The sequence below is a fragment of the Corynebacterium afermentans subsp. afermentans genome (assembly GCF_030408355.1).
Classification (GTDB): domain Bacteria; phylum Actinomycetota; class Actinomycetes; order Mycobacteriales; family Mycobacteriaceae; genus Corynebacterium; species Corynebacterium afermentans.
In genome coordinates this window covers 690541-716408 of record NZ_CP046606.1, presented here as the reverse complement: position 1 = coordinate 716408, position 25868 = coordinate 690541, and the positions used below count along the sequence as shown (strand labels likewise).

Below are 25868 nucleotides of genomic sequence, written 5' to 3'. Positions count from 1 at the left end.
CTTTCGTCTACGCGTTGTCCTGCGCCTTTGCGGCAACCTCGGGGTGTTCTGCCTCGAAGTCGGCGATGATTTTCTTCACCGCGGTATACAGCGCCGCGCCATACTTCTCATCGCGCAGACCGAAGTCCACATTCGCCGGGATGTAGCCACCAGGGTTGCCCAGATCGTGACGCTTGCCCTCATGCACCACCACATGCACCGGATGCCCCTCAGAGATCATCAACTCAATCGCATCAGTCAGCTGCAGCTCCCCACCCTTACCCGGCTCAATACGCCGCAACGCATCAAAAATCCCCCGGTCCAACAGGTACCTACCGACAGCCACCAGCGTCGACGGCGCATCCTCAACAGCAGGCTTTTCCACCATGCCACGCACCTTGAGCACCTCAACGCCATCAACATCAGCCTGGGCATCCTCCACGTCGAACACGCCGTAGTTGAACACCTCCTCGCGCGAGACGTTAAACGCGCACAACACCGAACCCCCGAGTGCATTGCGCACAGCGACCATCTTGTCCATCACACCCGCCGGCAACACAAGATCATCCGGCAGCATCACAGCAACCGCATCCTCGTCGTCGTCCAACGCTTCTTCCGCGCAACCAACCGCATGGCCAAGCCCAAGCGGCTCATCCTGGGTGACCGCCACAGCCTCAATCAACCCGTTGGCGCGGGCGACCTTGTCCGCCTGGGCCTGCTTGCCGCGGGCGACCATCAGGTCCTGCAAGTCCGAAAACTCGCCGAAGTGCCGCATGATCTCTTCCTTATTCGGCGCGACCACCACAGCCAAACGCTGCGCCCCAGCCGCCGCAGCCTCCTCAGCAATCAGCTCAATGCCCGGGGTATCCACCACCGGCAAAAGCTCCTTCGGCACCGTCTTCGTCGCCGGCAAAAAACGAGTCCCCATACCCGCCGCCGGAACCACAACAGTCTTCACAGAAGCGTTCGCAGCATCAACGGGAAGGTCAGTAGAATTCTGCATAAACGCAAAGCCTACAGCCCCCAACCTTCACAACCGGGCTGCGACCCGTAAGAAGCAAGGAGTAAGCACCCCGAAGTGGACGCAACCACCCAATCCCGGAAGGCCGCCATGCGTGCGGCGCACCTCGCCAACCGGCGCGAGCTACGCGGCACGGAACGAAAACAAAAGCTCGACCAGGCAATAGTCGCGGCCACCTTGGCGTGCATCGACGATTTCAACGCGCGCGGCACCAACATCGCCGCCTATAACCCGCTCGCCTCCGAGCCTGGCCCTGCGGATTTCGCGGCACAGCTCGTCGCTGTGGCGCGCACGCCGTTTTTACCCATTTCTTTACCGGGCGGGGTGCTCGCTTGGGCGCAGCTCGGGGCCGCGGATACGGCCGGCGCCTTGGGGATCACTGAGCCGACGGGCCCGCGCTTCACCTCAAACGTGTTGCGCTCCTGCGGGCTGGTGGTGGCGCCGGCGTTAGCCGTCGATAGGCAGGGCATGCGATTGGGCAAAGGCGCCGGCTACTACGACCGAGCGTTGTCGAACCTGGATGTTCCCGTTGCGGCAGTGGTCTACGACTGGGAGGTTGTCGACGCTGTGCCGCATGACGCGCACGACCAGGCGGTGGACGCCGTGATCACGCCGGAGGGTTTCTTCCGCGTCTAGGGAACCGAGGCGCGCTTTACGCCGTCTTATTCCCATGGACCTCTCCGCGCGCTTCAACAACCTCCGCTCCCCCGGCTACCGCCGCTCCGTGCTCATCCGCAGGGCGATAGCCGTCTTCCTCGTCGTCGCCGCTGTGCTGCATGTGCTTATCGACGCCTCACGGTCCGACCCGCCAGCGCTGACCTTCTCCCGCGATGTCGCCCCCGGCACCGTGCTCAGCGCGGACGACCTGGAGCTGCGGCGGCTCCCGGCGGAGTCGGTGCCCGACAACGCGCTCGACGACGCGGCGTTGGCGGAGGGGCAACTGCTCGCGGCGGCCGCCTCCCGCGGCGAAGTAGTCACGGCCACGCGCCTAGTCGGGCCCGATCTGGCGGGCCTGCTCACCCAGGACAAACCGGACGGCGAGGAGTTCTCCATGGTTCCAGTGCCGCTGGCGGAACCGGACATTTTGCCCATGCTGCATCACGGGGCAGAAGTTGACGTTGTGGGCCAAGGGCCCCGCGTGGTTGCTAAAAATGGGATTGTCGTCACATCTGGAGAAGGTGACGCGGTGTTAGTGCTGCTCAGACAGGGTGAGGCTGCAGCCGTGGCCGCCGCTTCCCTGTCGGAACCGCTCACGCTGGTATTGAGCAACCGTGAGCGCGCGTTTAATATCCCGAAGCATGCTTCAAGGATTTAAAGACTTCATCATGCGCGGCAACGTCATCGAGCTTGCCGTCGGCGTCGTCATCGGCGCGACATTCACCGCAGTTGTCACCGCGTTCTCCGACGCGATCATCAACCCGCTCATCGCAGCCCTCGGCGGCCTAGACTACTCCGGCCTGGGCTTCTTCGTCCGCGAGGGCAACGAGGCGACCTTCGTCGACTTCGGCGCCGTCCTCACCGCCATCATCAACTTCCTGCTCATCGCCGCAGTGATCTACTTCCTGCTCGTCGCTCCGATGAACAAGCTGGACGAGGCGCAGAAGCGGCGCAAGGGCATCGACCCGGATGAGCCGGAGCCGACCGACACCGAGCTGCTCACGGAGATCCGCGACCTGCTTGCAGGCCAGAACCCGAACAACGTTCACAAGCCGCTGAACTAGTTCGTCCTTGAGCGGGACTGGCTGAAAGCTACTCCCCGTAGTGCGGAGGCCGCTCCGCCTCATAGAAATCGCGGCCCGTCAAACCCGGCTCTTCGTCGCCGAGCAGCACCTCGCGCTCAGCGTCCAGGGCCGGGTTTTCTTCTGCCTGTGTGTTTGGCGCGGCGTCCGCGGACCGGTCGTATTCCACGTCCGCTTTGCGCACGGCGCGCCTACGTTTGCGTTCCATCTGCCTGCTGTACTGCGCCGGGGTTATACCGAGTGCTGGTTCAGCTCGTCGATGAGGTGGCGTACCAGCGGAGTCGCCGTCGACACACCATCGCGAATCGCCTGGCGCGAGGACGCGAGGTTGACCACGACCGTGGAACCGGACACGCCGCAGATGCCGCGGGAGGTGCACGCGTCCACTGCACCGCACGCCTGGCCGGACGAGCGGATGGCCTGGCTGACGCCGGGGACCACCTTGTCGATGACCGCGCGGGTCGCTTCCGGCGTCTTATCGCGCGGGCCGACGCCCGTGCCTCCCAGCGTGAGCACCAGATCCACGCCGCCGACCACGCCAGTTTCAATGGCCTTGCGGATCTCAGACTTCTTGGACTTCACGCGCACCACGCCATCGACCACAAAGCCAGCCTCGCGCAAAAGCTCCACCACCATCTCGTCGGTGTTGTCGCCCGGCGCGTCGTAGCGGCGGTCGCCCACCAGCACGACGATGGCGCCCGGCGACGTCGGGGAATCGCTCTCCAGCTCGGACGCGCGCAGCGTCGCATCGTCCGGCTCGGTGATGTCGAGCGCGTCAAACAATTCCGGCATCGTGGTCAGACTCCCTTAAGACATAACGGGGCGGATAGGTCAGATATGAAGTTACTCGGAACTTAAGGTCACCTCTACCGGAATCGGCTGAGACTCCCCCTCCCGCTGCACTTGCAGCGTCACTGTCTCCCCGAACGCCTTGGAACGCGTCGCGGCGATCAGGGCGTCGGCAGAGTCGATGGGCCGGTCGTTCAGGCGCGTGATTACGTCACCAGGTTTCAGGCCGGCCTTCTCGCCGGGGCTGCCGGGCTCCACCCCCGCCACCACGGCACCGCCGCCGAAGCCCTGCATCACGCTCACGCGCACACCGAGCATCGGCTGGGTCGCTTCGCCCGTTTCAATGAGCTGCTCCGCCACCCGCTTGGCAAAGTTCGACGGGATGGCAAAGCCGAGGCCGATGGAGCCGCCCTGGCCGCCCTGCCCCATGCCGCCCGCGGACAGCGAAGCAATCGCGGAGTTCATGCCGATCAAGTTGCCGCTGCGGTCCACCAGCGGGCCGCCGGAGTTGCCCGGGTTGATCGCGGCGTCGGTTTGGATGCCGTCCATCAGCGAGCTTTCCCCACCGCCTTGGGAGGCGCGCACCGGGCGGTTGAGCGCGGAGACGATGCCGCTGGTCACAGTGGCGGATAGCCCCAGCGGCGAGCCCACGGCGACGACCTCCTGACCCACGCGCAGTTCGTCGGAGTTGCCGAATCGCATCACCTGCAGGTCGTTGACGTCGTCGATCTTGAGCACGCCGACATCCGTGTTGACGTCGGAGGCGACGAACTGTGCGCTGCGGCGTGAGCCGTCGTTAAACGTGACCTGCACCTTCGACCCGGGCGTGTCGGCGCCGGCGATGACGTGGTGGTTGGTCAACACATAGCCGTCTGCGGAAATGATGGAGCCGGAGCCTTCCGCACTGCCGCGGGGCGTGGCCACCTCGATGGAGACCACCGCGGGCAGCACCGCGGCGGCCACCTGCTCTACCGAGCCTTCGGGGGCCTCGGCCGGGTCCGCAACTGTCGGGTTACGCAGTTCGCTTTGCGACGACACACCGCCAGATCCATTCCGGGAATCCTCCGAGGAGCTGTCCGGAGCACTTTCCAGCGCGCTCTGCGTCCCCTTGCCCGCCTGGGTCGAGCCGGCGAAGTAGCCCGCGCCACCGCCTGCAACGAGAGCCGTTGCCAGCGCAACGGCAAATGCCCCTGCAATGCCCTTGCCGCCTTTGCCGTCGTTGGCACGGCGGCTGTACGCCTGGGGCTGAGACGGCACCTGGTAAACGCCATTGTTCGACGGAAAACTGGAAGTGTCTTCCGGGAAGTTCGTTTCACTCATGACGGGCCATTATGCCCCGCCGCCCTGTGGCAGAACTTGAGGGCATGCACCGCGTTTCGTAACAATTCCTGAACAATTGCTGTGCGCGTTAGCCTGCGGGTCTAGCTGTAGCTCTTGCGCGGAATCACACGCGCCTGGGTTTCTGCGGCTGTGGCGTCAGCATCCTCGTTGTCCGTTTGCGGCGGGCGGCCTGGGAACACCACGCGGAAGCGTGCGCCGCCGTCGTCGGACTCCTCCGCCACGATGGTTGCGTTGTGGCGGTCAAAGACCTGCTTCACAATGGCCAGGCCCAAACCGGACCCCGGCATCGAGCGGGATTCGGGCGCGCGGTAGAAGCGCTCGAACACCTTCTCGCGCTGGTCCTCGGGGATGCCGGGGCCGGAGTCGTCGACAATGAGCACCGCGTTGCGCTTCGCCGCCTTCAGCGACACGCGCACGGTGCCGCCCTGCGGCGACCACTTCGCGGCGTTATCGATGAGGTTGATCGGGGCGCGGCCCATGGCGAACCGGTCGCCGGTGATGACCCACGGGTCCGCTTCGAATTGGAACGCCAGGTCCGGGCGGCGGCGCCGCACGCGGTCGAGTGCTTCCTCCAGCACCTCGTCGAGGCGGAGATCCTCGGGCTCGGCGCCCTGCTGCGCTTCGTCTCGCGTCAGATCCACCAAGTCGCCGATGAGGATGGACATTTCCTCCATTTGCGCCATCACGTCGCGCTCTAAGTCCTTGCGGTCCTGCTCCGAGATCTGATCTTGTTGTCCGGAGTTGTACAGCATCATCAACAGCTCGATGTTCGTGCGCATCGAGGTCAGCGGGGTTTTCAACTCGTGGCCGGCGTCCGCCACCAGCTGTGCCTGGCGCGTCTTAGAGTCTTCCAGCGTGGCGATCATCTTATTCACGGAGGTGGTGATGTCCGCGAATTCGTCGTCGCCGTCGACGGGCAGCTCTGTCAGCTGGTCGGACTCGTTGGCGGCGTCGATAGCTCGGTGCAGCCGGCGCACAGGTCGGAGGCCAACGGCGGAAATCACCGCGCCCGCAATCCAGGCGAGTAGCCCGCCTGTGCCGGCGAGGACGAGCGCGGCCGCTCCCCAACTGCCGGAGACGATGCTCAACACGTCCAACGGCTTTGCGATGGCCACGGTGACACCGGAGGCGCTGCGACGCACCACCACGCGCTCCCCCGCCACGGTGCGTTGGGAGAGCATGTCGCCTGAAGACGTCGCCGTGTACGGCCCCGCCACCGGCACCGGGTCGCCGTAAAACACGTTGGAGCCAGCGGGCGCGGCCGAGACCTTCACCCACGGGCTGGATCGGCTGAAGTCGTCGAGGGCTTTTTCAAAGCCATCCTGATCGTCCGTGTCCAGGTCTTTCAACTGCAGCGATACGCCGTAGGTGCGGGTGCGCAGGTCATCGTCCATGACGGTCAGACGAGTCGTTTCTGAAAGCCGGTAGGTAAACAGCGCGGTCAACAAAATGACCACGGCGACGATGCCGCCGGCGAGTACGGCCAAGCTGTTGGGCAGCGACCGGCCGGTATTGGCCTGTCCCCGCAGAGCAGCTTCGCCTGTGAAACGCCGCAAAATCACGGAGCGGTCTCCCGAAGGACGTAGCCGACGCCGCGAACGGTGTGGATCAGGCGCGATTCGCCGCCCGCTTCTGTCTTGCGGCGCAGGTAGCCGATGTAGACCTCCAGCGCGTTGCCAGAGGTCGGGAAGTCGTAGCCCCACACCTCTTCCAGGATGGTCTGGCGGGCCAGCACATGGCGCGGGTTCTGCAGCAGCAGGTGCAGCAGCGCAAACTCGGTACGCGTCAGCGAGATTGCCCGGCCGCCGCGGGTGACGTCGCGGGTGGAGGTGTCCATGACCAGGTCCTCGAACTGGAGGCGGGTCTGGTCTTTGCCCGCGGCCTTGCGAGCCTCGGAGCGGGTGCGGCGCAGCAGCGAGCCAACACGCGCCAGGAGCTCCTCCAAGGCGAAGGGCTTGGGCAGGTAGTCGTCCGCGCCCGCGTCCAGGCCGGCCACACGGTCGGACACTCCGTCGCGAGCCGTGAGCATGAGGATCGGGCCGTCGTACCCGGAGGATCGCAGGGTACGGCAGACACCCAGGCCGTCGAGCTTGGGCATCATGAGGTCGAGGATGGTCAGATCAGGCTGTTCAATACGGATCTGGTCGAGCGCATCTTCGCCGTCTACGGCGAGCACAACGTCGTATCCGTTGAAGCGCAGTGAGCGTCTCAGCGACTCACGGACAGCCTGCTCGTCGTCGGCTACGAGAATTTTCATAGGATTATTATGACTTATATTTTCCTCAGCGTTGAATTAAGCTGAAAAAACCGGGCCCCACCTGGGGGTCCCGGTTCCTTCGATGGGTCTAATGCGACCCTTAGAAGCTTAGAACTGCTCGACGTCGATCAGACCGGCCTGAGCAGCCTTGACCAGGCGGCGCGGGATGCGCACTTCCTGGCCGTCGATCTTGACGGTCTGCAGGTCGGCGTTGTCGGCCTTCCACTGGGAACGACGCATACGCGTGTTCGCGCGGGACTTCTTGAACTTCGGTGTTGCCATGACGAGTCTCCTTTATCCCCTCTAGTTGGCCTTCTTCTTGCGGCGGGCCATGCCGCCGAAACGCTGGTTGAACTTCTCCACGCGGCCAGCGGTGTCCATGAGACGCTGCGCGCCGGTCCAGAACGGGTGGGACTCAGCGGTGACGTCCACGACCACGAGCGGGTACTCGTTGCCGTCTTCCCACTGCTCAGTACGTGCGGAGGTCAGGGTGGAGCGCGTCAGGAACTTGTGGCCCGTGTTTGCGTCCTGGAAAATCACCGGGTGGTAATCCGGGTGAATGTCTTTCCTCATTTGATTCGTCTCCCTCAGGATTGAACTACGGGTCGGTTCTCCGCGCCTCTCGCGACGAGAAGCGAGCGCGAAGATCGTGCCCGAGTTGGGTGCGAAATGGTCTTTGCATCCGGCGGTCGCCGGATAACCCGCAGTATCTTACAGTTCACGTGCGCGTTTACCTAATTGCACATTCCGCCTATCGACGCCCCCTCGGCCCGGTGGCCCCTCCCCGGGCGTCGCTAGCGTCGGGCGATCGAAAGGCCAGCCAGACGCGATTATGAGATAGAGGCCTAAGACGGTAGGGTGATTCCTCGCTGTTGTCGAAGTACACGTATACGCCTGCGTCAACCGATTGCACTTGCGCTGGTCGCGGACCCTCACTCCGCTTCTCACCTGGCGCTTTTCCTCACATAGCGATCGTGTCGTGGGCGGCAAGAAGAGTAAGGAAGCTAACCCATGTCGGCACATTGCCAGGTCACGGGACGTAAGCCGTCTTTCGGCAAGACCGTCTCGCACTCGCACCGCCGCCACTCGCGCCGTTGGAACCCCAACGTGCAGAAGCGCCGGTTCTACCTGCCCTCCGAGGGCCGTACCATCACCCTGAACGTCTCCACCAAGGGTCTGAAGATCATCGATCGCGACGGCATCGAGTCCGTCGTCACCAAGATCCGCGCACGAGGTGAGAAGATCTAATGGCACGTAACGATATCCGCCCGATCATCAAGCTCAAGTCCACTGCGGGCACCGGTTTCACCTATGTGACCCGCAAGAACAAGCGCAACAACCCGGATCGCATCACGCTGAAGAAGTACGACCCGGTTGTTCGCAAGCACGTCGAATTCCGCGAGGAGCGATAATCCATGGCGAAGAAGTCCAAGATCGCTAAGAACGAGCAGCGTAAAGAGATCGTCGCCCGCTACGCGGAGCGTCGTAACGAGCTCAAGGCCATCATCAAGAACCCGGAGACCTCTGACGAGGACCGTCTTGACGCCCAGTTCGAGCTCAACCGTCAGCCGCGCGATGCCTCCCCGGTTCGCGTGCGCAACCGTGACTCGCGTGACGGTCGCCCCCGTGGCTACCTCCGCAAGTTCGGTGTTTCCCGTGTCCGTATGCGCGAGATGGCTCACCGTGGTGAGCTGCCTGGCGTCCGTAAGTCTTCGTGGTAAGGAGGACTCACATTATGAAGCGCAACAATTCGCGTAAGCCGCGCATTGAGCAGTCCCGCCGCCCGAAGAAGAACCCGCTGAAGGCGAAGGGCATCGAGTCGGTCGACTACAAGGATGTTGAGACCCTGCGTCTGTTCATCTCCGACCGCCACAAGATCCGTTCCCGCCGCGTCACGGGCCTGACCCCGCAGCAGCAGCGCCAGGTCGCTACCGCTGTGAAAAACGCGCGCGAGATGGCTCTTCTGCCGTTCACCACCCGCTAATTAGCCGGTTGACGATGACAGCGTAGAGTCTTCGGCTCAAAAGAAGCACCCGCACTCCCCTCCCCGGAGGGTCGAGAGCGGGTGCTTTTCGTCTATAGTTATCCCGCGCAACCGCAAACAGCGAGCTCCCCAGAAAGGACGGAAGGCATGGCGAAACCGGTCGGACGGCCACGCAAGCAAAGCCCCCGCCGAAGAGGCGCCACCGCGCGCGAGGAGATCCTCGACGCCGCCTCCGAACTGTTCACCCGCAAGGGTTTCGCCACCACCTCCACCCATGACATCGCGGACGCGGTGGGCATGCGCCAAGCTTCGCTGTACTACCACTTCCCCTCCAAGCGCGACATCTTTCTCACGCTGCTGATGGGCACGATCCAGCCGGCGCTGGCGCTCGCGTCGGATCTGGCCGAGACCGACGAGTCGGCGGCGGTGAAGCTGTGGGCGCTGGTGGCCGCGGAGTCGCGGATCCTGCTGTCGTCGAATTGGAACATCGGCAGGCTCTACCAGCTGCCGGTGCTGCTGTCGGAGGAGTTCGCGGAGTACCACGAGGCGCGCCAAGAGTTGGAGGGGATCTTCCGCAAGCTGTCGGGGCAGATCGTCGGCGAGGACGACCCGCGCATCGACTTGCCGTTCCACATGACGCTCGCGGCCATCGAGATGCGCGACAACACAGGCACCGCGCCCTTCCCGCTTGTCGACGACGCCCTGCCCGCCCCCGCCGTCACCATCGCCGACGCCGTGCTGGACGTCCTCCACACGGACCTGCCGGACCGCCGCACGGAGCGCATGCTCGAGCTGGTGGACTTGGTCTCACGCAAGAACGAGCAGGACTAGGGCTGGCAGGCCGCAACCGGCAACTGCATCGGACCGGCGGCGAGTGTTTCCGCAGCAGCGCTCAGCATGGCCTGGCCCGTCTCGTAGGTCCCGTCCGCGGGCAGCGCCGTGATCGCGACCGGTGCCAGCGCACCGTCTCCGCGCGGGACGAGCCCGAACTGCCGTACTTGGTAGGCACCCGCGGTGTCCGGACCCCAGCCTCCCTTGAACAGCGCCCCGATCGTTCCCAGTCCGTACGCCTGCGAAGGGTCGATCTGCCCCATGAGCGCGAGCACGGGCCCAGCGCCTTCCACGCAGGCGAGCTGCCCCGCAAGCACGGCTTCGTCGGCCACGCTGAGCTGGGTTTGTCCGTAAGTGGAAAACTCGGGCCGGAGCGGTTCCGTGTTCAATCCCGTGGCAAGTCCGACCTGGTCAAGGACCCCGTCGACGGGGCCTGCACCGACGGCGTCGTAGAGGCGTTGCGCCGCCGCGTTGTCCGACGCGCTCACCGCGGCGCGGGCGTCTTCCTCGAGTCCGGGAAAAGCGCGCATGGCGGCTATGGCGATTGGCACCTTGATGGTGGACCAGGCGGGGCTCGGGGCGGTGAATCCGGCCGCTACCGGCTCCTCATTCCTTACCGTGGCGACGCCCAGCTGCCCGCCGTAGATGGATTCGACGTGGGCGACCGTGGCGTCGAGAAGCAATTGCGCATCGGGGACGGAGGCCGGCGCCTCCGTGACCTCAGAGGTGACCACGGAGGTGACGGTCACGGTTTCCTGGCCGCCCGAACAGGCGGACAACAACAGTGCGCCGGCTGCGGCGAGCCCCAAGCGCCAGCGAGCTACCAAATCTTGACCCGGGCGTTGTTGCCGCCGGTGCAGTACACCGTCTCCCCACCAGAGCAGGTCATGCGGTAGGTGATTTCGGTGGCCGGGCTGTACACGGACACCGTCATATCCGTCGTGCCGGTGCGGGCGTAGGTACCCTGGAACGCCTCGTACACATTGGCGGCAAACCCTGCGGAGGTCACCTCCGTATCCGGGGCGTACTGCGAGTACGTGCGCTTCGACGGCTCACTGGGCCGCTGCTCGGGAGCCTCCGATTTCGGCAGCGTACGAGTCTCAACCACCGTGCTGGTCACCGGCTCGCTGGAGCGGTTGAACGCGCCGGAACCGCCCATAAAGGCGAGCACACCGACAAGTGCGGCGAGTAGCAGCGCCGCGAGCACGTAGAGCCACGGGCTCGGACCGCCGCGCTTGTCCGCCGGCTCAGGCGGCTGGTAGCTCGTCTGGTAGTCGTTGGGCTGGCCGTACTGCTGCTGCGGCACCGCGCTGAACTGCTGTGTGTGTCCTACGTCCGGATCCGTGAAGTGTGGCTGGTCCGGTGACCATTTGCTGGAGCCTTGATTGGTCATGGCACACCCCTAACAGCGCGACGTGGGCAGGTCGCCGCGCATGGCGTTCAACCCGTTTGCGAGCTCGTTCAGCATGGCGAAGCTGCCCTCGTGGCCCTTCGGGCTGTGGGCGGTGATAGCCACGGCGATGTCGCCGTGCGGGCCCGGGATCAGGCCGAACTGACGGGCCAGGTGCCCGCCCTCGTGGTGGTTCCAGCCGCCTTTGAAGCGGGCGCCGCCGATGCGGCCCAGGCCCCAGTGCTGGTAGTCCACGATCCGCCCCATCATGTCCAGCACCGGCTCGTGCCCCGCAACGCAGCGCAGGCCCGAGGCGAACTCGGCCTGGTCGCTGGTGGTCCACATCGTACCCATCTGGTAGCCGGCCGGGGTGGTCGTACGGGCACCCGCTTCGCGGATCACGCCCTCGTAACTCGCGGCCGGCACCTGGCCGAACATGCGGTGCGCGGCGGGGTTGTCGGAGCGGGTCACAGCGGCTTCAGCGTCCGGGTAAAACGCCTGGTCCTGGCGCAGCGCGGCAATGGCCAGCGGCACCTTCATGGTCGAAAACGCCGGCTCCGGACGGTTGTCGCCCGCGGTGAAGGGGCCGACCGCCACGGTGGCGCGGCCACCATGGCGCCCCACCACGTCCGCGACGAGTCGGTCCAGCTGTGCCTGGACGTCCACGGCCGGTGCGACATGCTGCGCCTTGCCGGGCTTCGGGGTGGTCAGCGGCAGCGGCAGGCGGATGGCGTTTTTCACCTGCGGGGGCAGCTGGTTGTAGGCCTGCACGATCGGCTGGCCAATCACGGGAATCTGGTCGATCGCCGTGTACGTCGGTACCGATGACATGGGAAACGCCAGGCCCGCGGTCAGGGCCAGGGCTGCAACTTTAGAGGGCACGGGAAACGATCTTTCTAATGGGCGAAGTGGCGGGTGCCGGTCAGATACATGGTCACGCCGGCGGCCTCGGCGGCGGCGATGACCTCCTCGTCGCGGATGGAGCCGCCGGGCTGGACCACGGCCTTCACACCGGAGTCAGCCAGCAGCTGGAACCCGTCCGCGAAGGGGAAGAACGCGTCGGAGGCGGCGACGGCACCGTTGGTGCGGTTGCGGCCCTCGTCGAGGGTGTTGGCGCGGTCCACGGCGAGCTTTGCGGAGTCGACTCGGTTGACCTGGCCCATGCCAATGCCTACCGACGCCCCTTCGGCCGCGATCAGAATCGCGTTCGACTTCACGCAACGCACTGCGCGCCACGCGAATTCGAGGTCCGCGAGGGTCTGCTCGTCGGCAGCCTCGCCGGCCGCCAGGGTCCAGTTGGCGGCGCTGTCGCCCTCTGCCTGGAAGCGGTCGCGCTCCTGCACGAGCCAGCCGCCGGCGATCTGCTTGCGCTCCTCGTCCTGCTGCTTCGGCTCGACCTCGAGGATGCGCAGGTTCTTCTTCGTCTGCAAAAGCTCGAGCGCGTCCGCGGCATAGGACGGTGCGACGACGACCTCGGTGAAGATCGGCTTGATCTGCTCTGCCAGCTCCAGGGTGACCTCGCGGTTGCAGGCGATCACGCCACCGTAGGCGGAGACCGGGTCACACGCGTGGGCCTTCTTGTGCGCGTCCGCGATGGAGACATCGGAGACGGCCACGCCGCACGGGTTGGCGTGCTTGATAATTGCCACGCACGCACGCTCGTGGTCCCAGGCGGCGCGCCATGCAGCATCGGCATCCTGGTAGTTGTTGTAGCTCATCTCCTTGCCGCCGTGCTGGGTGGCGGCGGCAAGGCCCCAGCCCTCGTTTTCCAGGCGGGCGGCCTGGTGCGGGTTCTCGCCGTAGCGCAAGTCGGTGGTGCCTTCGCCGGCGCCGGAGGCGTCCGCGCCGAGCTGGTTGGACAGCCAGGAGGAGACCGCGGCGTCGTAAAGCGCAGTGTGCGTAAACGCCTCGAGTGCGAGCTGCTTGCGCTGCTCGATGTCGAAACCGTCGCCCTTGACGGCCTCGACGACCTCACCGTAACGGGCAGGCGAGGTGACCACGGCGACCGACGGGTGGTTCTTGGCCGCGGCGCGGACCATGGACGGGCCGCCGATATCGATCTGCTCGACGCACTCGTCGAAGGTGGCGCCGGAAGCAACGGTCTCTTCGAACGGGTAGAGGTTGACCACAACGAGGTCGAACGGCTCAATGCCCAGCTCCTGTAGCTGATCCACGTGGCTGTCCTTGCGCAGGTCCGCGAGGATGCCGGAGTGCACACGCGGGTGCAGCGTTTTCACACGGCCGTCGAGCACCTCCGGGAAGCCGGTCACGTCCGCGACCTCGGTGACGGAAACGCCCGCGTCGGCGATGCGCTTGGCGGTGGAGCCGGTAGAGACAATCTCCACGCCCGCCTGGCCGAGCGCCCGTGCCAGCTCCTCCAGCCCGGTCTTGTCGTAGACGCTGATCAGCGCGCGCTTAATTTCCCGCTTAGACATTAAATACAGCCTTTCCGTTTGCAATTTCGAGGTTGCGGAGCAGGTGAACGATCTGTTCGCGCTCCACCTTCTTAATGCGTTCGTGGAGCTCGCTCTCTGTGTCCCCCGGCTGCACCTCAACGGCGCGCTGGGCGATGATCTCGCCGCTGTCCAGGCCGGCGTCCACGTAGTGCACCGTGCAGCCGGTGACCTTCACGCCGTGCTCCAGCGCATCGCGCACCGCGTGCGCCCCCGGGAACGACGGCAAAAGCGACGGGTGGGCGTTAATCGTTCGCCCCTCGAATTCCTGCACGAACGCCGGTCCGAGCAGCCGCATGAACCCCGCGGAAACCACCAAGTCCGGCTCGACGGAGGCCACAGCGGCCACCATTTTGTCGTTCCAGGTGTTGCGGTTTGCTTCCATCGGCACCACGGCCGTGCGGATGCCAGCGTTTTTAGCCCGTTGCAGCGCTGGACAAATTTGATCCGCCACCACGATGTCAACGCGGTAGCGGTTCTCTTGGTTATCGATGATCGCTTTCAGCAGGGTGCCGGTGCCCGACGCGAGGACGGCCACCGATTTCGCAGAGTCACTCACGGGCTTAAGTCTAACTACCGCTGCGCGCGGATGCGCGTTGCCTCACCAGCGCCACCCCGCGCACAAGCGCGCCGGCTAGCGCCACCCAGATAAACAGCGACAATGCGAGCGCGAACGGATCAGTTCCGACGAGCCCGTAGGCACCGGCACCCCCAGCCGAGAAGATGCCCAGCAGCGCTCCCATGAGTGCGGCCCACGTCGCGGTCGCCGCGACGCCCTCGAGCGTCATCGGCTTGGCCACGAAGGCATGCGCCAGCACCGCCGCCGGCACAACCAACAGCACCGGAGCCCACTGCGGCATCTGCGCCGGGATAGCCGCGAACAGCGGCAGCGGCGGGTACGCGACGTTGGAGGCGGCGAACAGGCTCACACCCGCTCCGGCGGCCTCGAAGCTGCCGCCGAGGAGCACCGCCAGCTGTGCGACCGCCGCGTTAGGCAGGTACAGCAGGCTTAGCACCGCCAAAGCGGTTCCCCCAGCGACGCCGAGTTGCGGGAACTGCGAGGCCAGCTCACCGACGCGAGCGTAGCCGAAGGCAAGGACGATAAGGAAAACGACGGCCGCCGCCGCGAGCAGGCGGAGGATGAGGTTCGCCGCGTTGGCCCCGGCGTCGACAGTCTCGGCGGGGATGCCGCTGCGCTTTGCCAGGGCGTGCCACACCACGCGCCGTACACCGATGATGAAGCCCAACAGATGCACGATCAGCGGGTAAGCGAACGCCGCGACGACAGGCGGTGTGCCAACCGGGTACACATTCGAGGCGTCGAAGACCATGAACAACGCGATGGCGCTGACCACGAGCGGCAGGCCGAGCGCAAGCCCGAGCAGAGTCAGCAGGTCAAGCACACTGACGCGGCCCGCGGTGGCTTTTCGTACCTGCACCGCCACCACAGCCGCGACACCCACTGCGGGCAGCAGCGGCATTGCGGTGAGCGAGACGCCGTCGATAAGCAACGGCACGCCGTGGAGCGCGAACCATGCCTCACCGACCGCACCGGGGAAATACGTGAGGCTCCAACCAGCGATGAGGATCACCGCGAAGCACAACGCGACAAGCCCGAGCACCAACGCCAAATTGGGCACGATCGCGTACGGCAGGTAGTGGCGCACGCGCTCCTTCGCGGTGGCAGGAACCTTGTCGTTCGCAGCCGGGCGTTTGATGCCCGTGATCTTGCGCTTGCTTGCGCCTTTGCGACGCTGACGGCGCGCATCCGACTGACGCGGCCTCTGGTTGGGTGTGGTGCTCATCGTGTCCCACTCTGCCACCCCAGACTCAGCACCCACCACAATGACACCCGCACGCCCCGCCACGTGCCCGTGCCACCTGGCAAAAAGCGGCGTTGCACCTTCACCGCGCAACGGCGTGGCGCGCATCTCCAAAAAGACGGGGATGTAACGTTCACCCCAATAAGCTCGATTTAAGAAATATTTCAGCTTCTGTCTTGCTCCGACGAAACCAATTCGTTACAGTAACCTCTCGTAGATAACAGGAAGGTTACGATTCCGCCGTGAACAGCGGGAGGAACGGCCAACGGAAGATCTCAAAGAGGGCTCATGTTCAACTCTAAGAAGCAGGGCGGCAAGCACCGCAAGCAGTCCCCTAACAAGGGGCGCGTTGCCGTCGTCGCAGCAGCCACCGGCGCTGTGTCCACCGCTGGTTTCTCCGGCCTCGTTGCAGGTGCCCTCACCAGCAACCAGGTCGCCGAGCAGGGACAGAACATCAAGCTCGCCGCAGACGCCGACGAGCTGCAGAGCGCGGATCCGGGAGTGACCGAGGCTTCCGCCGAAGAGACACCGCAGATCCTGGCCATCGCCGAGTACAAGCCGGTGGAAAACCTCACCGAGCAGCTCGACAAGGCTATCCAGCACTCCGACGAGGTTGCCCGCCTGGACGAAGCCGCCCGCGCTCCACTGTTTACCAAGCCGGCCGAGGGCGCTTTCACCTCCGGTTTCGGCATGCGCTGGGGCTCGATGCACAACGGCATCGACATCGCCAACTCCCCAGGCACCCCGATCCGCGCCGTTGCCGCTGGCACCGTGGTCGACTCTGGCCCGGCGCAGGGCTACGGCAACTGGATCCGTATCCGCCACGAGGACGGCTCCATCTCCGTTTACGGCCACATGCAGACCCTCAACGTGGCCGTCGGCGAGGTTGTGCAGCCCGGTCAGCTCATCGCCGGCATGGGCAGCGAGGGCTTCTCCACCGGCTCCCACCTCCACTTTGAGATCTGGCCGGACGGCGCCACCCCGTCCGACCCGGCTTCCTGGCTGGCAGCCCGAGGCATCGGCCTCTAAACTTTTCAGCCCTTTTCCAACGGGGCCTTCCTCGCTTTTCGACGTGCGGGAGGCCCCGTTTTTGCGCAGTTGACGCGCACAGCCTCTTTGACGGGGGTAAATACACCACCCCCGACCTTAAATACCATGCGTAACAATTTTCACAGCAGTAACACGCCGGGTGAGCTGGACAGACACCTAAGTTTTTCTCCAGATTCGAACAAACGTGCACGTCACAGCATTGCCAGCGGGCGTTTTGCCGGTTAGATTCTCTGCATGTGTGCGTGGCCGAGACCGCGCCTAGCCCTCTACAGAGTTAGAAAAGGTATCCCCCAAACATGAACCGACGTCTCACTTCGAGCATCGCAGCCGTCTCGGCCGCAGCGGCAATGGCGCTCACCCTGGCCCCCGCGCCTGCTACCGCCCTGACCGTTACCGTGGGCGGCGCAACCATCTCCGACGCGGGCCAAGCTATAGGCGCAGTTGCGAAAGCCGCAGGCGCCATCAAGGAAAGCGGCGCGACGATCACCGCAGGCGACTACAAGATCGTCTACGACCCCCGCGCTCTCGAGGCTCCGCTCGCCGCCGCGTTTGCTCCTGCGAAAGGCAGCGACTGGGTGGCGCCACAGCGCGGCCGCACCGCCGACGGACGCACCGTAGTCACCCCGGCATCCGGCCGTTTCACTTCAGGCTTCGGCCCGCGCTGGGGCACCGTGCACCAGGGCATCGACATTGCTAATGACCTGGGCACCCCGATCTACTCCGTCATGGACGGCACCGTCATCTCCGCAGGCCCGGCTCGCGGCTTCGGCAACTGGGTCGTAATTAAGCACGACGGCGGCGAGGTGTCCGTCTACGGCCACATGCGCCACTACGACGTCTCCGTGGGCCAGCGCGTCACCGCCGGACAGAAGATTGCCTCCATCGGCAACGAGGGCCAGTCCACCGGCCCGCACCTCCACTTCGAGATCAAGCCGGACGGCGTGAACCAGGTAGACCCGGTGCCGTGGTTCGCCGCCCAAGGGATCAAGATCTAGCGGGCTAGAGCTTCTCCATGGGCACGCCGCCGATCGTCATCAGGCGGACGGTGCCCGAGGAGCCGAAGTCAATCGTCACCGTCTCCCGAACGCCCGAGCCCTCGACCGCCATCACGGTGCCAAGCCCGTACTTGGCGTGATTAACCCGGTCCCCCACCGCCAGGTTGAGGTTCTTGTGCACCTTGGCCCCGGACCCGCCCCGGCGGGAACGGGCCGGCGGGCGGGAGCGGGTGGTCGCGCCCCACGCGTCAGAACTGAACGAACGCTCCGGTTCCAACCGCCGCCAGTCGATGAGGTCCTCCGGGACCTCTGCGAGGAAGCGACTGGCGGGGTTGGTCACCGGGGAGCCCCATGAAGAGCGCAGGATCGCTCGCGTCAGGTAGAGCTGCTCCTTCGCGCGGGTAATACCCACGTACGCCAGGCGTCGCTCCTCGGCGAGTTCCGCCGGGTCTCCCAGGGCGCGTAGGTGCGGGAACTGCCCGTCCTCCCACCCGGTGACAAACACCACCGGGAACTCCAGGCCCTTCGCCGTGTGCAGCGTCATCAGCGTGACCACGCCTTGCTCGTGCTCCGGCAGCTGGTCCGCGTCCGCCACCAGGGAGACCTTCTCCAAGAACGCCTGCAGGGAGCCCGGGGCGGGTTCGCCTTCCTGCATCACCTCGTTGAGTTCTTCGTCCGTCATGTACGCCACCTGGTTCGCGGCCTCAGAGGAGAACTCCCGGGCGACAGAGACCAGCTCGTTGAGGTTGTCCAGGCGCGCGCCGTCCTGCGGGTCGTTCGACGCCTCCAGCTCGGCGCGGTAGCCGGTGTCCTCCAACACCCGGGTGATCAACGCGCCCAAGTCCGGCATGCCCGTGACCTCGTTGCGCATCGACGGCATGTCGTCTCGTATCTGGCGGATCAAGTCCACGAAGCGCGTGATCGAGTTTGTGGCGGCCTTGGCCAGCATGTCAACGTTGCCCGAGGTGGCGTCGACAAGCGATCGCCCGAAGCTTTGATTGTTGTTCTCCGAATGCAGCGCCACCATCGCCTGCGCCTTGTCGCCGATGCCGCGCTTGGGCACGTTGACAATGCGGCGCATGCTCACCGTGTCGTCCGGGTTCTCCAGAACCTTGAGGTAGGCGACGATGTCGCGGATCTCGCGGCGCTCGTAGAAGCGCGTGCCGCCGACAACCTTGTACGGGATCCCGGAGCGGATGAAGATGTCCTCGAGCGCGCGGGAGGCGTTGTTGGTGCGGTACATCACCGCCATGTCCGAGTACGGCACTCCCCTATCGGCCAGGGTGTCGATCTCGGAGGCGATGAAGCGCGCCTCATCGTGCTCATTGTCTGCGACGTAGCCAACGATCTTCTCGCCGGAACCCTGATCCGTCCACAGCTTCTTCGGGCGGCGTCCCTCGTTCTGCGCGATCACCGCATTCGCCGCGCCGAGGATGTTCTGCGTGGAGCGGTAATTCTGCTCCAGCATGATCGTGGTGGCGTTCGGGTAGTCGCGCTCGAACTCCTCGATGTTGCGGATGGTCGCGCCGCGAAACGCGTAGATGGACTGATCCGAATCGCCCACCACCGCAAGCTCCGGCGCATCCGGGCCGTCGCCGACAAGGGTGTGGATGAGCTCGTACTGGGCGTGGTTGGTGTCTTGATACTCGTCCACCAGCACGTGGCGGAAGCGGCGGCGGTAATAGTCCGTGACCTGGGGGTGCTCCTTGAAGATGCGCACCACCTCGCCGATCAGGTCGTCGAAATCCAGGGCGTTGGACTGGCGCAGGCGGCGCTGGTACTCCGCGTAGACCTTGGCCACGGTGGTCTCGAACGGGTTGTGGGTGCGCTCCGCGTCCGCCAGCGCACGCTCCGGGCCGACCAGCTCGTTTTTGAGGTTGGAAATGCCGTTGGCCAGGGTGCGCGGCGTGAACTTCTTCAAATCAAGGTTGAAGTCCTTGGCAATCATGCCCAGCAGCCGACGCGAATCGTCCGAGTCGTAGATGGTGAAGTTGGTCTTCAGCCCCGGCACCAGCTGCGCCTGTTGGCGCAGGATGCGCACGCACACCGAGTGGAACGTAGCCACCCACATCCGCTCCGCCTCCGGACCGACCAGCTGGCCTACTCGCTCCTTCATCTCCGCGGCGGCCTTGTTGGTGAAGGTGATGGCCAAGATCTGCCACGGCGCCACACCGCGGTTGTGCAGCAGGTACGCAATGCGGCGGGTGAGCACCGCCGTCTTGCCGGAGCCCGCGCCCGCAACGATGAGCAGCGGGCTGCCCTCATGGACGACGGCGGCCTGCTGCTGCGGATTCAAACCCAGGGTCAGATCAGTCATGGCCGTAACTGTACTAACGCCTCCGACACGACCCGTGCGGGTGTTCGAACTGGCATAATGATCAGTCATGAGCGAGCTTGAAATCCGCATGCCTTCCGGCACAGACGACCCACTCTCGGACGCGGAGATTCAGGCGTACCGCAAAGAGATCGACAAGCTCGACCGCGTGATCCTCGACGCGGTGAAGCGCCGCAGCGAAATCTCCCGCGCCATCGGCAAAACCCGCATGGGTTCCGGCGGCACCCGCCTGGTGCATACCCGCGAAGTGGCCATAATTAACCAGTTCCGCGACGAACTGGGTGAGGAAGGCCCCGGCTTAGCGCAGATCCTGCTGCGCCTGGGCCGGGGCAAGCTGGGGTAAGGCCCCGTTACGCCTCACCGGCGGTGGTTGCGCCGTCGGTGGAGTCGAGCACGACCTCGAACTCCAGCAAGTCCGCGGACTGCGACACCGGCTTGCGGGGCTTCTCCCCCGCGTTTTCTCCATGCCCGGCGCGGCCGGCGCCTTCCCACCACGCGTTGTAGGACTCTTCGTCCGCCCAGCGGGTGACCACGAAGTAGCGGTCCTCGCCCTTGACCGGGCGCAGCAACTGGAAGCCCTCGAATCCGGGGTGGCCGTCGATGGAATGCTTGCGGGCGGCAAACCGGCGCTCCAGCTCTTCTCCGGCGCCCTCGGGGACAGTAATCGCGTTGATTTTCACAATGCTCATGGCAGCCATTATCCATGCATTCCCGTCACACGGACGCTCCTTGCGAGTTTTGGCTACCTTTGAACAAGGACAACCCAACCGCGACCTGGACTGCCACCTGGGAGGCTGACATGCACGACATCACGTCCACCGAAAGCTGGGGCAAGCTGGAAAAACTCCACGCGGAAAAGTCCCGCACCACCCTGCGGGATTTGTTCCGGGCGGACGATGAGCGTGCGCAGCGCTACACATTCGACGCGGCCGGGCTTCGGGTGGATCTTTCGAAGAACTTGGTGGACGGAGACGTCGCAAAGCAATTGCTCACGCTCGCGGAAGAAGCGGACCTGAAAGGCCGCATCGAGGCGATGTTTAGCGGCGAGCGAATCAACACCACCGAGGACCGCGCGGTGCTGCACACCGCCCTGCGAGCCCCCGAAGGCACCGAGCTGACCGTGGACGGCCAGGACGTCACCGCGGACGTGCACGCGGTACTGAAGCAGATGCGAGAGTTCGCCACCAAGCTGCGCAGCGGCGAGTGGGTGGGCCACACCGGCAAGACGATTTCCAAGGTGGTCAACATCGGCATCGGCGGCTCGGATCTGGGCCCGGCCATGGCTGCGCAAGCGCTGCGCACCTACGCCACCGCAGGAATTACCGCAGAGTTCGTCTCCAACGTGGACCCGGCGGACATGACGCGGGTGCTCGCGGAGGTCGATGCGGAAGAAACGCTGTTCATCGTCGCCTCCAAGACGTTTACCACCCAGGAGACGCTGGCCAACGCGCACGCCGCGAAGCGCTGGCTGCTCGAGCAGTTCGACGGCGACGAGTCCGCGATTGCGAAGCACTTCGTGGCCGTGTCCACCAACGCGGAGAAGGTGGCCGAGTTCGGCATCGACACCGCCAACATGTTCCCGTTCTGGGACTGGGTAGGCGGGCGCTACTCCATGGATTCCGCGATCGGGCTGTCGCTTATGGCCGTCATCGGCCCGGAGGATTTCATGCGCATGCTCGACGGCTTCCACGCCATGGACCAGCATTTCCGCACCGCTCCGTTTGAGGAGAACGTGCCGGTGCTGATGGGGCTTTTGAACATTTGGTACCGCAATTTCCACAAGGCGCAGACGCACGCGGTGCTGCCGTACTCGCAGGACCTCGCCCGCTTCCCCGCGTACCTGCAGCAGCTGACCATGGAGTCCAACGGCAAGCACACGCGTATCGACGGCGCAAGCGTCGACCACGACACCGGCGAAATCTACTTCGGCGAGCCGGGCACCAACGGCCAGCACGCGTTTTTCCAGCTGATCCACCAAGGCACCACGCTTGTGCCGGCGGACTTCATCGGCTTTGCCAAGCCGCGGGCGGACCTGCCCACCGCCACCGGCGAGGGCTCCATGCACGACCTGCTCATGGGCAACTTCTTCGCGCAGACGAAGGTCATGGCTTTTGGTAAGACCCAGCAGGAGATTGAGGCCGAGGGCGTGGCACACGCACTGGCCCCGCACAAGGTGATGCCGGGCAACCGCCCCACCACCACCATCTTGGCGAAGGAGCTCTCCCCGTTCAGCCTGGGCGCGCTGATTGCGCTGTACGAACACGTCGTGTTCGTCGAGGCCGCGATCTGGGGCATTAACGCCTTCGACCAGTGGGGCGTGGAGCTGGGCAAGGCGCAGGCGAACGACCTGGCCGCCGCCGTCGCGGGCGAAGAGGCGCCGGACACGGGCGATTCCTCCACCGACAGCCTGATCGCCTGGTACCGGGAGCACCGCTGATGGGCGACGCCGATGGACTCGCGCGGGTTTTACGCCAGTACATGAAAAATTCCCAGGCAGACGCGCCGGTGCACACTTGGACGCTTGAGGTTGAGTAGGGCAAGATAGGCCCAATGCAGAGCATCATCGACTGGATTGTGGGCCTCATGGAGACCCTCGGCGCACCCGGCGTCGGCATCGCGATCCTCTTGGAGAACCTCTTCCCGCCCATCCCGTCCGAGGTGGTGCTGCCACTCGCCGGCTTCACCGTCGCGCAGGGGTCGCTGAACATGTTGAACGTGTTCATCTGGTCCGTGCTGGGGTCCGTCATCGGCGCATACGTGCTCTACGGGGTCGGCGTGTGGCTGGGACTCGAGCGACTGCGCAGAATCGCCGACTGGATGTGGCTCGTGCGCACCTCCGACGTGGACGCCGCCATGAATTTCTTCACCAAATACGGCAAGCCGAGCGTGTTCTTCGGCCGCCTCATCCCCGGCGTGCGCTCGCTGATCTCCATCCCCGCCGGCCTGGGCAAGATGAACTTGGTCACCTTCGGCCTGTGGACGACCCTGGGCTCCGGCATCTGGAACGCCATCCTGATCTACCTGGGCTTCGTCCTCGGCGACAACTGGGAGAAGGCCACCGAGTACGCCGACACCTACTCCAACGTGATCTACGTGGTGCTTCTCCTGATCATCCTGGGCTTTTTGGTGTTCTTCATCCGCCGTGCGGTGCGCGAGAAAAACGCGGCGAAGGTGCAGGCTGACACCGCGGGCACCACCAAATAACCCGCTCCAGGTCGCCCTCCCCGCCGAGGAATCCCTTGGTGATCAGGGTGCCGCACCGCCTGCACGGCTTATTGTTGCGGCCAAACACGTAACTCGTCTCCCCCGCCCGCTTGATCCCGGTGGTCACGCGGACGGGGGCATCTTTATTCGCCCACATCAGCCTGCGGGCGAGACGCACATGCTTCTCGACGTCCACGTCACGCACCAACTCCGCCGGATGCGTTCCAGCCAAGAAGTTGATCTCCGCCCGGTACTCGTTGCCGATGCCGGCGAGTTTGTGCTGATCTAGCAGCGCACGGCCAATCTCGCGGCCGGGCTCGGCTTCGATGCGCCTCACCGCCTCGTGGAGGTCGAAGTCGGGGTCGAGCAGGTCTGGTCCGAGGTAGCCCATCTCTTGTTGGTATTCCCTGGCCGGGAAGACACGGACCAGCCCGAGCCAAAAGCCGACGAGTTCGATGTCGGCCTTTGGTTCGTCGCTAAGCGAAAGCACCACGCGGGCGGCGTGAGCGGGCTTTTTCCACCTGGCGCCGGCGCGGTACATGGACCACGTGCCCTCCATTTTCAGGTGGGTGTGCAGGATTTGCGGCTGGTAGCCGTCTTTGGCGAACTGCATGAACAGGTGCTTGCCGTACGGCCAGACGCGCTCGCAGGTCATGCCCGTGAAGTCGACGGTGGCGTAGCGCGGAACGCGAATGCTGGTGGCTGTGACCTCGCGGCCTTGCATCCACTGCAGACGTTTTGAAAGCTGATAGACGGAATCACCTTCGGGCATAGTGGGGTCTATGTTCCAATTTCTACGCAAAATCTTCAACACTGTTAACACCGGGCCGACGCCGGAAGAGTCGCTGGTGGGCTTCTTCCCGGACATGGACGCCGCTGTCGAGTGGGCGCGCGGGGTGCTCGCGGAGACCGGCACCGACCCCAAAGCGCAGTTCGTGCGCGCAGTGAAAGACGTACGTGAAGCGAACCCACGACTCAGCCTTTTGGCTGCTAACCACCTGGTCAAGCAGCTAATTTAGAACACCTGTTCTATTTTTGATTTGGCGTGTCGGACGCGCCGATACATTGACACCCAACACCCGAGAAATGTTGCGGGAAGGAGGGTGTGTCATGAACGGAATCGCCGAGCTCGTGGACCAGGTCACCGACGGCCTGTCGCAGTTGCGCCAGCTTCTGGACGATCCTTCGGCCCTCCCCCTCGCCACCATCACCCGCGACATCGCGCGCCTCGAACGCGCGATGGACAAGAAGGCGTACGTCGACGCCGCCTTCGCGCAGGCGTGCGTGCTGGCGGACGCCGGCAAGCTGGTCGGAGCGAACCACCCGGACGCTTACCTGACCGAGAAGCTCGGAATCTCCCGCGGGGAAGCGTACAACCGCCTCGCGAGGGCGAAGGCGCTGTTCGACGCGCCGCCTCCGCCCGAGCCGGATTTGGACGACCTCTTCGACGCAGAGGACGGTTCGGAGGAGGACCGCTCCGCTGCGGAGGAGGCCGCACGCAAGGCCGCCGACGAGGAAGCCGAGCGCCGCCGCAAGGACCAGGAGGAGGCCCGCAAGCGTGCCGACGAGGTCCCGGCCGCCAAGCAGGACATCATCCGCCGCGAGCTGGACAAGCTGCTCAAGGCAGCCGAAGGCGAGCGGATGCGCATCTACGCCCGCGCGATGGAGCAGGCGAAGTACCGCGACGAGAAAGATCTGCGGCTGTTTGTGAAGCGCCTGGTCGCCGAGGCCAACAAGCCACACGTGAAGGCGAACCCGAACGCTGGCTTTGAAAAGCGCGACGCCTCGCTGGGCAGGGAGAACAGCGACGGTACCTTCGACGTGACGCTGTCCATGACCCGCGCCGATTACGCGCTGTACAAGGCGCTCACCGACAAAGGGCTGTCGCCGAATGCCAACATCCCAGCCGAGCTCCAGCGCGACCGCGACCCGCGCACAAAGGGGCAGCGCCGCTACGACCAGTACATGGCTATCCTGCGCCAGTACGAGGAGGGGCAGCAGGCCGCGAACGGCGGCGCGGCGTCGGTGGTCGTGTCCATCACGTTGGACGACCTCGCCGGGGCCGACGCCAACACCCTGTTCCAGACCAACGTCGGGGTGGAGCTCGACGCCTTCGATCTGGTTCGTCTAGGAATGGGCGGCACGAGCGATTTCCTGCTCACCGTCGACGGGCTTTCCGGGGTGCCGCTGCACCTCGGCCGGTCGCGGAGGCTCGCGTCGGTGGGCCAGCGCATCGCCATGTTCGCGGTGCAGGGCGTGTGCTCCTGGGCCGGCTGCACGACCTCAATGAGCGAGTGCGAGGCCCACCACATCATCTCCTGGCTACGCTACGGCGCGACCGACATCGAGAACCTCACCGGCCTGTGCCCCACCCACCACAGGTGCAACAACGACCACCGGGACGGCTCCTTTAATAAGGGGTACATGGACTACGACCCGGAGACCGGCGGCGCCGTCCTGGTAAAGGCCGACGGTACCCGCCACACCAACACCACGGATCCCGCCATGCACTCGGCGGTCAATCGGATCCGGGCGAAACGGAACTCGACGTCGGCTCCACCACCTGCAGAAACGCACTGGCCCACTTCCCCACCGCCACCACCGGGGCGCGCGGGCCAGGCCAACCATCGACCCACCCACCGCATGCCGATGCGGCCCTAAAAGCCATGCGCTTCCA

General features: G+C 65.0%; 32 protein-coding genes. 15 read left to right on the top strand and 17 right to left on the bottom strand.

Annotated features, from left to right (window positions below; translation table 11 throughout):
- Positions 1 to 7: 7 nt before the first annotated feature.
- Positions 8 to 982, bottom strand: coding sequence for a UTP--glucose-1-phosphate uridylyltransferase (locus tag CAFEA_RS03375; RefSeq protein WP_063938267.1), 975 nt, complete (start codon positions 980 to 982; stop codon positions 8 to 10).
- A gap of 75 nt (positions 983 to 1057) precedes the next feature.
- Here CAFEA_RS03375 and CAFEA_RS03370 point away from each other — a divergent pair, with 75 nt between their 5' ends.
- From CAFEA_RS03370 to mscL, 3 genes are read left to right on the top strand one after another with little or no spacing between them, the layout of a single operon-like run.
- Complete coding sequence (locus tag CAFEA_RS03370) at positions 1058 to 1636, top strand: 5-formyltetrahydrofolate cyclo-ligase (protein WP_126858376.1); 579 nt, start codon at positions 1058 to 1060, stop codon at positions 1634 to 1636.
- A 34-nt stretch (positions 1637 to 1670) separates the two neighbouring features.
- Positions 1671 to 2315: an SAF domain-containing protein gene (locus tag CAFEA_RS03365; RefSeq protein ID WP_034999491.1), complete on the top strand. Its 645-nt coding sequence runs from the start codon at positions 1671 to 1673 to the stop codon at positions 2313 to 2315.
- Entirely contained in the window at positions 2299 to 2721 is a 423-nt protein-coding gene (gene mscL / locus CAFEA_RS03360; protein ID WP_034999490.1) for a large conductance mechanosensitive channel protein MscL, read from the top strand. Before CAFEA_RS03365 ends, mscL begins: the two co-directional genes overlap by 17 nt.
- A gap of 28 nt (positions 2722 to 2749) precedes the next feature.
- Here mscL and CAFEA_RS03355 read toward each other — a convergent pair whose 3' ends face one another.
- The 7 genes from CAFEA_RS03355 to CAFEA_RS03325 all read right to left on the bottom strand — a co-directional run bounded on the left by CAFEA_RS03355 (position 2750) and on the right by CAFEA_RS03325 (position 7699).
- Complete coding sequence (locus tag CAFEA_RS03355; protein WP_126858374.1) at positions 2750 to 2947, bottom strand: hypothetical protein; 198 nt, start codon at positions 2945 to 2947, stop codon at positions 2750 to 2752.
- 23 nt (positions 2948 to 2970) lie between these two features.
- Complete coding sequence (locus CAFEA_RS03350) at positions 2971 to 3531, bottom strand: MogA/MoaB family molybdenum cofactor biosynthesis protein (RefSeq protein ID WP_051106437.1); 561 nt, start codon at positions 3529 to 3531, stop codon at positions 2971 to 2973.
- A gap of 51 nt (positions 3532 to 3582) precedes the next feature.
- Entirely contained in the window at positions 3583 to 4848 is a 1266-nt protein-coding gene (locus CAFEA_RS03345) for a S1C family serine protease (protein ID WP_063938265.1), read from the bottom strand.
- Positions 4849 to 4949: 101 nt separating this feature from the next.
- Positions 4950 to 6431, bottom strand: coding sequence for a HAMP domain-containing sensor histidine kinase (locus CAFEA_RS03340; protein WP_063938263.1), 1482 nt, complete (start codon positions 6429 to 6431; stop codon positions 4950 to 4952).
- A complete protein-coding gene (locus tag CAFEA_RS03335) occupies positions 6428 to 7126 on the bottom strand; it encodes a response regulator transcription factor (protein WP_034999485.1) in 699 nt (232 codons plus the stop codon). The genes CAFEA_RS03340 and CAFEA_RS03335 overlap by 4 nt, the downstream gene beginning before the upstream one ends.
- A 108-nt stretch (positions 7127 to 7234) precedes the next feature.
- Complete coding sequence (gene rpmF / locus CAFEA_RS03330) at positions 7235 to 7408, bottom strand: 50S ribosomal protein L32 (protein ID WP_034999483.1); 174 nt, start codon at positions 7406 to 7408, stop codon at positions 7235 to 7237.
- 21 nt (positions 7409 to 7429) lie between these two features.
- Entirely contained in the window at positions 7430 to 7699 is a 270-nt protein-coding gene (locus CAFEA_RS03325; protein WP_034999480.1) for a type B 50S ribosomal protein L31, read from the bottom strand.
- A 438-nt stretch (positions 7700 to 8137) separates the two neighbouring features.
- Here CAFEA_RS03325 and rpmB point away from each other — a divergent pair, with 438 nt between their 5' ends.
- The 5 genes from rpmB to CAFEA_RS03300 all read left to right on the top strand — a co-directional run bounded on the left by rpmB (position 8138) and on the right by CAFEA_RS03300 (position 9941).
- Positions 8138 to 8374, top strand: coding sequence for a 50S ribosomal protein L28 (gene rpmB / locus CAFEA_RS03320; protein WP_063938261.1), 237 nt, complete (start codon positions 8138 to 8140; stop codon positions 8372 to 8374).
- Positions 8374 to 8538, top strand: a complete 165-nt coding sequence (gene rpmG / locus CAFEA_RS03315; RefSeq protein ID WP_006841072.1) for a 50S ribosomal protein L33 — start codon at positions 8374 to 8376, stop codon at positions 8536 to 8538. The genes rpmB and rpmG overlap by 1 nt, the downstream gene beginning before the upstream one ends.
- Positions 8539 to 8541: 3 nt before the next feature.
- Positions 8542 to 8847 carry a 30S ribosomal protein S14 gene (gene rpsN, locus CAFEA_RS03310; protein ID WP_034999472.1) on the top strand — a complete coding sequence of 102 codons (306 nt, stop codon included), beginning with the start codon at positions 8542 to 8544 and terminating at the stop codon, positions 8845 to 8847.
- 11 nt (positions 8848 to 8858) lie between these two features.
- Complete coding sequence (rpsR, locus tag CAFEA_RS03305) at positions 8859 to 9110, top strand: 30S ribosomal protein S18 (protein WP_172796731.1); 252 nt, start codon at positions 8859 to 8861, stop codon at positions 9108 to 9110.
- A gap of 147 nt (positions 9111 to 9257) precedes the next feature.
- Entirely contained in the window at positions 9258 to 9941 is a 684-nt protein-coding gene (locus CAFEA_RS03300; RefSeq protein ID WP_063938259.1) for a TetR/AcrR family transcriptional regulator, read from the top strand.
- On the opposite strand, the gene CAFEA_RS03295 is transcribed toward CAFEA_RS03300, so the two are convergent.
- The 6 genes from CAFEA_RS03295 to CAFEA_RS03265 are packed head-to-tail and all read right to left on the bottom strand — an operon-like array spanning position 9938 to position 15589.
- Positions 9938 to 10750 (bottom strand): serine hydrolase, encoded by an 813-nt coding sequence (locus tag CAFEA_RS03295; protein ID WP_083651412.1) that lies wholly within the window; start codon positions 10748 to 10750, stop codon positions 9938 to 9940. The two genes, CAFEA_RS03300 and CAFEA_RS03295, sit on opposite strands and share 4 nt — an antisense overlap.
- An 11-nt stretch (positions 10751 to 10761) precedes the next feature.
- Positions 10762 to 11334: a hypothetical protein gene (locus tag CAFEA_RS03285; protein WP_126858369.1), complete on the bottom strand. Its 573-nt coding sequence runs from the start codon at positions 11332 to 11334 to the stop codon at positions 10762 to 10764.
- 9 nt (positions 11335 to 11343) lie between these two features.
- On the bottom strand, positions 11344 to 12213 hold the full coding sequence (locus CAFEA_RS03280; protein WP_082855702.1) for a serine hydrolase: 870 nt from the start codon (positions 12211 to 12213) through the stop codon (positions 11344 to 11346).
- Positions 12214 to 12227: 14 nt separating this feature from the next.
- Entirely contained in the window at positions 12228 to 13766 is a 1539-nt protein-coding gene (gene purH / locus CAFEA_RS03275) for a bifunctional phosphoribosylaminoimidazolecarboxamide formyltransferase/IMP cyclohydrolase (protein WP_063938253.1), read from the bottom strand.
- Positions 13759 to 14343 carry a phosphoribosylglycinamide formyltransferase gene (purN, locus tag CAFEA_RS03270; RefSeq protein ID WP_238635449.1) on the bottom strand — a complete coding sequence of 195 codons (585 nt, stop codon included), beginning with the start codon at positions 14341 to 14343 and terminating at the stop codon, positions 13759 to 13761. Before purN ends, purH begins: the two co-directional genes overlap by 8 nt.
- A 10-nt stretch (positions 14344 to 14353) precedes the next feature.
- Positions 14354 to 15589, bottom strand: a complete 1236-nt coding sequence (locus CAFEA_RS03265; RefSeq protein ID WP_143313280.1) for a cell division protein PerM — start codon at positions 15587 to 15589, stop codon at positions 14354 to 14356.
- Positions 15590 to 15895: 306 nt separating this feature from the next.
- Between CAFEA_RS03265 and CAFEA_RS03260 the strand changes: the two genes are divergently transcribed.
- Positions 15896 to 16636, top strand: a complete 741-nt coding sequence (locus CAFEA_RS03260; protein WP_063938248.1) for a M23 family metallopeptidase — start codon at positions 15896 to 15898, stop codon at positions 16634 to 16636.
- Positions 16637 to 16953: 317 nt separating this feature from the next.
- Positions 16954 to 17652, top strand: a complete 699-nt coding sequence (locus CAFEA_RS03255) for a M23 family metallopeptidase (protein WP_034999460.1) — start codon at positions 16954 to 16956, stop codon at positions 17650 to 17652.
- 4 nt (positions 17653 to 17656) lie between these two features.
- Here the strand turns inward: CAFEA_RS03255 and pcrA are convergent, their stop codons facing one another.
- Positions 17657 to 20098: a DNA helicase PcrA gene (pcrA, locus tag CAFEA_RS03250; protein ID WP_082855701.1), complete on the bottom strand. Its 2442-nt coding sequence runs from the start codon at positions 20096 to 20098 to the stop codon at positions 17657 to 17659.
- Here pcrA and CAFEA_RS03245 point away from each other — a divergent pair.
- On the top strand, positions 20037 to 20330 hold the full coding sequence (locus tag CAFEA_RS03245) for a chorismate mutase (RefSeq protein WP_034999457.1): 294 nt from the start codon (positions 20037 to 20039) through the stop codon (positions 20328 to 20330). The two genes, pcrA and CAFEA_RS03245, sit on opposite strands and share 62 nt — an antisense overlap.
- A 7-nt stretch (positions 20331 to 20337) precedes the next feature.
- Here CAFEA_RS03245 and CAFEA_RS03240 read toward each other — a convergent pair whose 3' ends face one another.
- Positions 20338 to 20676 carry an antibiotic biosynthesis monooxygenase family protein gene (locus CAFEA_RS03240; RefSeq protein WP_063938438.1) on the bottom strand — a complete coding sequence of 113 codons (339 nt, stop codon included), beginning with the start codon at positions 20674 to 20676 and terminating at the stop codon, positions 20338 to 20340.
- A gap of 110 nt (positions 20677 to 20786) precedes the next feature.
- On the opposite strand from CAFEA_RS03240, the gene pgi reads away from it, so the two are divergent.
- Together pgi and CAFEA_RS03230 are read left to right on the top strand one after the other, a co-directional pair.
- On the top strand, positions 20787 to 22424 hold the full coding sequence (pgi, locus tag CAFEA_RS03235) for a glucose-6-phosphate isomerase (RefSeq protein WP_076590006.1): 1638 nt from the start codon (positions 20787 to 20789) through the stop codon (positions 22422 to 22424).
- Positions 22425 to 22537: 113 nt separating this feature from the next.
- Entirely contained in the window at positions 22538 to 23191 is a 654-nt protein-coding gene (locus CAFEA_RS03230) for a DedA family protein (protein WP_063938244.1), read from the top strand.
- On the opposite strand, the gene CAFEA_RS03225 is transcribed toward CAFEA_RS03230, so the two are convergent.
- Positions 23121 to 23963, bottom strand: coding sequence for a DNA-formamidopyrimidine glycosylase family protein (locus CAFEA_RS03225; protein ID WP_034999454.1), 843 nt, complete (start codon positions 23961 to 23963; stop codon positions 23121 to 23123). The genes CAFEA_RS03230 and CAFEA_RS03225 overlap by 71 nt on opposite strands.
- Positions 23964 to 23973: 10 nt before the next feature.
- Here CAFEA_RS03225 and CAFEA_RS03220 point away from each other — a divergent pair, with 10 nt between their 5' ends.
- Together CAFEA_RS03220 and CAFEA_RS03215 are read left to right on the top strand one after the other, a co-directional pair.
- Positions 23974 to 24210, top strand: coding sequence for a YciI family protein (locus tag CAFEA_RS03220; protein WP_034999453.1), 237 nt, complete (start codon positions 23974 to 23976; stop codon positions 24208 to 24210).
- A gap of 91 nt (positions 24211 to 24301) precedes the next feature.
- Positions 24302 to 25852, top strand: a complete 1551-nt coding sequence (locus CAFEA_RS03215) for an HNH endonuclease signature motif containing protein (protein ID WP_063938242.1) — start codon at positions 24302 to 24304, stop codon at positions 25850 to 25852.
- The last annotated feature ends 16 nt before the right edge of the window (positions 25853 to 25868 follow it).

Coding starts and splice junctions, on each gene's coding strand:
- CAFEA_RS03255 (WP_034999460.1), top strand. CDS start 16,954: ATGAACCGACGTCTCACTTCGAGCATCGCAGCCGTCTCGGCCGCAGCG.
- CAFEA_RS03300 (WP_063938259.1), top strand. CDS start 9,258: ATGGCGAAACCGGTCGGACGGCCACGCAAGCAAAGCCCCCGCCGAAGA.
- mscL (WP_034999490.1), top strand. CDS start 2,299: ATGCTTCAAGGATTTAAAGACTTCATCATGCGCGGCAACGTCATCGAG.
- CAFEA_RS03220 (WP_034999453.1), top strand. CDS start 23,974: ATGTTCCAATTTCTACGCAAAATCTTCAACACTGTTAACACCGGGCCG.
- rpmG (WP_006841072.1), top strand. CDS start 8,374: ATGGCACGTAACGATATCCGCCCGATCATCAAGCTCAAGTCCACTGCG.
- CAFEA_RS03245 (WP_034999457.1), top strand. CDS start 20,037: ATGAGCGAGCTTGAAATCCGCATGCCTTCCGGCACAGACGACCCACTC.
- CAFEA_RS03325 (WP_034999480.1), bottom strand. CDS start 7,699: ATGAGGAAAGACATTCACCCGGATTACCACCCGGTGATTTTCCAGGAC.
- rpmF (WP_034999483.1), bottom strand. CDS start 7,408: ATGGCAACACCGAAGTTCAAGAAGTCCCGCGCGAACACGCGTATGCGT.
- CAFEA_RS03350 (WP_051106437.1), bottom strand. CDS start 3,531: ATGCCGGAATTGTTTGACGCGCTCGACATCACCGAGCCGGACGATGCG.
- CAFEA_RS03285 (WP_126858369.1), bottom strand. CDS start 11,334: ATGACCAATCAAGGCTCCAGCAAATGGTCACCGGACCAGCCACACTTC.
- CAFEA_RS03240 (WP_063938438.1), bottom strand. CDS start 20,676: ATGAGCATTGTGAAAATCAACGCGATTACTGTCCCCGAGGGCGCCGGA.
- rpsN (WP_034999472.1), top strand. CDS start 8,542: ATGGCGAAGAAGTCCAAGATCGCTAAGAACGAGCAGCGTAAAGAGATC.
- pgi (WP_076590006.1), top strand. CDS start 20,787: ATGCACGACATCACGTCCACCGAAAGCTGGGGCAAGCTGGAAAAACTC.
- CAFEA_RS03365 (WP_034999491.1), top strand. CDS start 1,671: ATGGACCTCTCCGCGCGCTTCAACAACCTCCGCTCCCCCGGCTACCGC.
- CAFEA_RS03355 (WP_126858374.1), bottom strand. CDS start 2,947: ATGGAACGCAAACGTAGGCGCGCCGTGCGCAAAGCGGACGTGGAATAC.
- CAFEA_RS03375 (WP_063938267.1), bottom strand. CDS start 982: ATGCAGAATTCTACTGACCTTCCCGTTGATGCTGCGAACGCTTCTGTG.
- rpmB (WP_063938261.1), top strand. CDS start 8,138: ATGTCGGCACATTGCCAGGTCACGGGACGTAAGCCGTCTTTCGGCAAG.
- CAFEA_RS03265 (WP_143313280.1), bottom strand. CDS start 15,589: ATGAGCACCACACCCAACCAGAGGCCGCGTCAGTCGGATGCGCGCCGT.
- CAFEA_RS03225 (WP_034999454.1), bottom strand. CDS start 23,963: ATGCCCGAAGGTGATTCCGTCTATCAGCTTTCAAAACGTCTGCAGTGG.
- CAFEA_RS03215 (WP_063938242.1), top strand. CDS start 24,302: ATGAACGGAATCGCCGAGCTCGTGGACCAGGTCACCGACGGCCTGTCG.
- CAFEA_RS03345 (WP_063938265.1), bottom strand. CDS start 4,848: ATGAGTGAAACGAACTTCCCGGAAGACACTTCCAGTTTTCCGTCGAAC.
- CAFEA_RS03260 (WP_063938248.1), top strand. CDS start 15,896: ATGTTCAACTCTAAGAAGCAGGGCGGCAAGCACCGCAAGCAGTCCCCT.
- CAFEA_RS03335 (WP_034999485.1), bottom strand. CDS start 7,126: ATGAAAATTCTCGTAGCCGACGACGAGCAGGCTGTCCGTGAGTCGCTG.
- purH (WP_063938253.1), bottom strand. CDS start 13,766: ATGTCTAAGCGGGAAATTAAGCGCGCGCTGATCAGCGTCTACGACAAG.
- CAFEA_RS03230 (WP_063938244.1), top strand. CDS start 22,538: ATGCAGAGCATCATCGACTGGATTGTGGGCCTCATGGAGACCCTCGGC.